Annotated in this window: 4 protein-coding genes; all 4 read right to left on the minus strand. The window is 74.0% G+C overall.

The window, feature by feature from the left end:
• Nucleotides 1–1,149: DUF4157 domain-containing protein (locus VLF18_RS22010; RefSeq protein WP_325281779.1), on the minus strand; the 1,149-nt coding region annotated here is incomplete at its 3' end.
• Between the two features lies 1 nt (nt 1,150).
• Nucleotides 1,151–3,277, minus strand: coding sequence for an ATP-binding protein (locus tag VLF18_RS22015; RefSeq protein WP_325281780.1), 2,127 nt, complete (start codon nt 3,275–3,277; stop codon nt 1,151–1,153).
• Nucleotides 3,274–4,989 (minus strand): hypothetical protein, encoded by a 1,716-nt coding sequence (locus VLF18_RS22020; protein ID WP_325281781.1) that lies wholly within the window; start codon nt 4,987–4,989, stop codon nt 3,274–3,276. Before VLF18_RS22020 ends, VLF18_RS22015 begins: the two co-directional genes overlap by 4 nt.
• On the minus strand, nt 4,986–5,339 hold a 354-nt coding region (locus tag VLF18_RS22025), incomplete at its 5' end, for a hypothetical protein (protein WP_325281782.1). The genes VLF18_RS22025 and VLF18_RS22020, both read right to left, overlap by 4 nt.

Raw genomic sequence — 5,339 nt, forward strand, 5'->3', positions numbered from 1 at the left:
CGGACCGAGCCCGAGCGCGCGCTGGTGCGGCTCGATCGGCACATTGATGCAGTTGCGCGTCGCCGGCGAGCAGCCGCCTTCGCCGAACGCCTCGTTGAACGCTGAGCTGCCCTGCGGCGGCGGGCTGTAGGTATACGTGCGGCCGGCGTAGTCGGGGGCGATGTCGTCGAGATAGTTCGCGTAGCCCGACGCGTCGACGTGAGGGCCGGTCTGATAGACGACGCTCGCGCGCGGGCTGTACGGAAACATCCAGTCCGGCGCGAAACTGCCTGGCACGCCGCGGTTGAGCGCGGCCGTCGCGCTGCTGCCCCTCAACGTGCGCGCGAGCCACGCGAACGGGCGTCCGATGCGACTGCGTTCCAGGTCGGACCAGATGTGCGTCCGCAGCGGCGCGCGGAAGCCGCGCACGTTCGCGAACTCGCCGCCGACGCGCGACCAGTCGGAGATGTGCGAGCCTTCCCACATGATGCCGGTCGTGTTCGCCGGCAGGTCCAGCAGTCGCGACGGTGCCTGGCACGTCATGCCGTAGCCGGCCGCGTGCATCAGCGTGTCCATCCCGGTGTATTCGTTTTCCGGCAGCAGCATCGGGTCCAGACCGGTCTGCGCGCGGAACTCGTCGTAGGTCAGCTGTTTGACGTCGAAGAACTCGGCGTCGGCGAGTTCGTCGGCCGGTTCCTCCCAGCCGTGCTCTGCGCTTTCCCAGTCGTCGTACTCATCGCGGTGTACGCGATGCGCGTCGCCGCCGTGGCGCACGTGCGACAGCTCGTGCGCGAGCAGACGGCGGCCTTCGCGCGAGTGCGGCGCGAACTGGCCCGTGCCGAAATGGACGTCGTTGCCGCGGGTGAATGCGCGCGCGCCGAGCGCAGCGGCCGCGCGCTGCGATTCCGGGCCGGTGTGGATGCGCGCCGCGCGCACGCGCGCGTCGCCGCTGCCGCCGTCGCGCAACGGCCGGCCTGCGAGCGCGGCGCCGGCGTCGCGCTCGGCGCGCGCCTCGTCGGCGTCGTGCTTGTGTCCGACCTGCGCCGACGCGTCGCCGAACAGCGACTGCGCGACGAAGTTGTCGAGCGATGCGCGCGAGCGCCTGCGGTGTGCCGGCAGGTACAACCCGCTCGGCGAGCGCAGGTACGCCGGGAACCGATAGATGCGCATGTCACGCCTCCGCGCCGTGACGCGGGCGCGCGTAGAACTGGCGTGTGCGGCTGCCGCCGGCCGGGTGGCCTTGCTTGAGCTCGAGCCGCGTCAGCGCGTGCAGCAGTTGCACCATGCCGATCGCGCAGCCGTTCGCGCTCGCGAGGAACGCCGCTTCGAGCGCGACCGTGCGGATTTCGCCGCCGGAGGTTTCGAACTGCTCGGCGAGATAGCGGAAATCGACCTCGGCGGCGACCGGCGCGGCGGCCGGGAACATGCCGCGCCACAGGCGCTCGCGCAGGCCGGCGTCCGGACGCGGAAACTCGACCACGTAGTGCATGCGGCGCGCGAAGGCCTGGTCGATGTTCTTGGCGAGATTCGTCGCGAGCACGACGACGCCGGTGTGCTCCTCCATTTTCTGCAGGAGATAGGACACTTCGATGTTCGCGTAGCGGTCGTGCGCATCCTTCACCTCGGCGCGCTTGCCCAGCAGCGCATCGGCCTCGTCGAAGAACAGCACGGCGTTCGAGTCGCGCGCGGCGTTGAAGATGCGGTCGAGATTCTTCTCGGTCTCGCCGATGTATTTCGACACGACGGCGGCGAGGTCGATGCGGAACAGGTCGAGCCCGGCCTCGTTCGCGACGACGCCGGCGGCCATGCTCTTGCCGGTGCCCGACGCGCCGGCGAACAGCGCGAGCAGGCCGCGCCCGCTGCGCGCGTCCATGCCCCAGTCGCGGTACACGGTTTCGCGCTGGGCGATCGCCGCGGCGAATTCGCCGAGCGCGCCGGCCGTCGCCGGCGGCAGCACGAGATCGCTCCAGCGATGCGCGCTGCGTAGGCGCGTCGCGACGGCGTCGAGTCCCTGCGCGGACTGGCTCTTCGCGGCCTGCGACAGCGCGTCGCGCAGTTCGTCGCCGTCGACGCCGACGCAGCTCGCCGACGCGGTTGCCGCGCGGATGCGCGACACCGGCAGCACGAAGCGCGCGCCGAGATCCGCGGTCAGTTCCGCCGGTGCGTCGATGCCGTAGTCGCGGCCGGCGGTCTGCCACGCGGCCGCACGCTCGCGCGCGTCCGGCGACGGCAGCGCAACGGCGGTGTGCGGCAGGTCGGCCACGCGCGTCGTCCATGCGGCGTCGGCGCCGCAGGCCCATGCGACCATCACGCCGTCGTCGAGCATCTCGCGCAGCGCGCGCGTGACGTGTTCGCCCATATGCGGATCGCGCAGCGTGCCCGCGTCGCCCCTGAGCACGATCAGCGCGCGCGCGAGCCGCGCGAGCAGGCGCACGCGCGGCCACGCGGCCGCCCACGATGCTGCGTCGGCGATCATCGCGAGCGGCAGCGGCAGCGTCGCAAACCCATGCCGCTCGGCGGCGAGCCGCGCGGCGGCGGCCTGTTCGGCGAGGCCCTCGCCCTGCAGCACGACGAGCGGCGGCCAGCGGCGCAGCCGCGCTTCCCAGCGCTCGACCGCCTCGCGTGCCGATGCCGCGAGCAGCGCGAACTCGGCCTCGCGCGAGCGCGGATCCGCAATGCGCAGCGTCGCCGGCAGGCGCGGATCGGCGAGCGGCAGTCCGAGCAGGTGCTGCGTCGCGAGCGGCGACAGCGCGAAGCCCGCGGCGAGTCCGGCGCGATGTTCCGCGCCGGTGTCGAACGCCTCGAGCAGACCGCTCGTGAACAGGCGTGCGCCCGGGTCGAGCAGCGCGCGGTATTCGCGCCGTCCCGGCGCCAGCAGACGCAGCGCGAGGTCGACCGTGACGTGGCGCCGCGACACGTCGTTGTTGAGGTAGGCGTACAGCGTCTCGTAGCGCAGGTCGATTTCCGGCGCCAGCGCGCACAGCATGACGTCCTTCTCGAAGCGGGACAGGCCGATGCGCGACGCGAGATCGATCAGCGGCGTATCGAGCCGGCGGGCGCCGGCGAGCGCCTGCGCCTGTCCGTCGAGCGTGCCGACGACATCGCCGCCGTTGCGCGCATCGAGCAGCGCGTCGACCTGCGCATCCGAGACATACAGTCCGCGCAGTTCGTCGAGCGAGAGCTCGTAGCGCGCGCGCAGCCGCAGCACTTCGCGCTCGATCAGGCGGTCGAGCCACGCGAGGTCGGCCGCGTACGCGTCGCAGCGGCCGACCGGATCGGCGCCGGGCAGCGCGTTCATGCGGCGTAGTCCAGGTCGAGCGTGCCGCCGTCGCCGTCGCGCCAGCGGATGCGGCGGCGCGCGCGGCCGAGCGCGAGCAGCACATGCAGCGGCGGCCGCGCGGCGCGCAGCACGACGACGCCGTCGCTGCCGCGGATCGCGCTGCCGCGCACGTCGAGCAGGTTCGCGTAGACGTAGCGTCGCGACGCGCCGCTGCAGCCCGGCACACGATAAGCGAGGCGGCGCAGCGCGGCCTGCGCGAGTCGCACGAACAGGTCGAACCACGGCGGCGGCAGCGCCGCGGCGAAGTCCCCGGCAGCGAGCTCGAGCGCGTCGTCGCGTGCGCGCCGCGTCCAGGCGAGACGTTCGCTCCAGGTGCCGCGCGCGTCGTGGGCGGACAGCCACAGCCCGGTCGCCCGATCGACGCCGATCGGCGCGGCGCCGCGCTGCAGGCGCACGGCGACTTTCGCGCCGCGGGCCAATTGCGCGAGCCGCGCGTCGAGCGCCGCGGCGGCCGGCGCCGCATCGTGCCCGGCGAACCGCGCGGCGAGTGCAGTCATGCCGACGCGCGGCGCGATGCGGAAGAACGTGCGCCAGAACGGATCCCGCCAGATTGCCGCGGCGTGCGTGCGCCCGCCGACGAGCGCGAGCGCGATCGACGCCGCGAGGTCGCGCGCGTCCGCGTCGTCGGCCTGCGGCAGCGCCGCGACGAACGCGCCGTCGAGGAGTTCGGCGAGTTCGGCCGCGACGAGCGCCATGCCCGCATACGCGCAGGCGGTCGTTTCCTCGCGCGGTGCTGCGCCACCATCCTGCGCCGCGAGCGCGTCGGCGATGGCGGCGCGCGCGCGCGCGCAGGTGCCGAGCAGCGACTGCGCGACGTCGGGCGGCATCGCGCCGGCGATGCGCGCGAGCCGCGCCACGTCGCCGCGACGCAGCGCGTCGTCGACGGCCGTGTGCGCCGCGTCGGCCGGCACCGTGCCGGCGACCCACGCGAGGACGCGGACCCAGGCACGCAGCGACGCCGACGGCGCGATTCCTGCGACCGATGCGCACCGCAGCAGCGACAGCGCGATGCCGTCGCCGTCGATGCCGGGCGGCAGCGCGGCAAGCGTCGTGCGCAGGCCGGCCGCGAGCGCGCAGCGCAGATCGTCGTCGAGCCCGATGTCCGTGCGCGCGGCGCACAGCGTGTCGAGCACGCGGCGCGACTCGGGCCCGCCGAGCGCGCGCGCGACCGACGGCCAGTCGCCGTCGCCGATCGCGGCGATCACCGCCGCGCCGTCGACGCCGCGCTCGAGCACGACGGTGCGGATCGCCGCGGATGCCGGCAGCGCGCGCAGTCCGTCGAAGGCGCGGTAGAACCAGGTGTGCCATGCGCGGTGCGCGGCGAGGTCGACGAGAAAGCGCGCGCGGTACGCCGCATCGCTCGGAAAGCGCATGACGCCGTCGTCGCCGCGCTCGACCGCGTCGATCAGCGCGACCGCGATCCGGCGCGCCCAGTAGCGCGCGACGCGCTGCGGATCGCCGGCCACGTCGACCGTGCCGTCGATCTCGAGGCGGCGCACGAGCACGACGGCGCCGCGCAGGCCGTCGAGCCAGCCGTCGAGCCCGGCCGCGAGTTCGTCGCGCGCGATGCCGGCGCATGCGTCGAGGCGATCGCGCACGCGCGCAGGCTGCGGATGTCCCCGCGCGACGCGGTACTCGCTGCGCCAGCGTGCGATGCGGATCGCGTTCACGGCACGCCGATCGCGATGAACGTGAATGCGGTGTCCGCGGCCGTGCCGGGCGCGGCGATCATCGTCGTCACGACGTCGACGTGGTCGGCTGCGAACGACTGGAGATTGACCGCGCGCGACGTGCTGTCGACGACGGTCGCGGTGACCACCGGCGCCTGCGCGAACGGCCGCGTGAACGTGACGCGGTAGGTGCCGGTGCCGGTGCGCGCCACCGTGTAGCCCGCGCCCGCGACGACGTTGCCGATCGAACCGACGCGGCCCGCGAGCACGCGCAGCGCCTGCTCGCCGCCGAGTGCGGTGAGTTCTCCGCCCGCGCCGTGGCGGATTTCGCCGCGCACGTCGAGCAGGCC

The organism is Tahibacter sp. (assembly GCF_035481375.1).
Lineage (GTDB): Bacteria > Pseudomonadota > Gammaproteobacteria > Xanthomonadales > Rhodanobacteraceae > Tahibacter.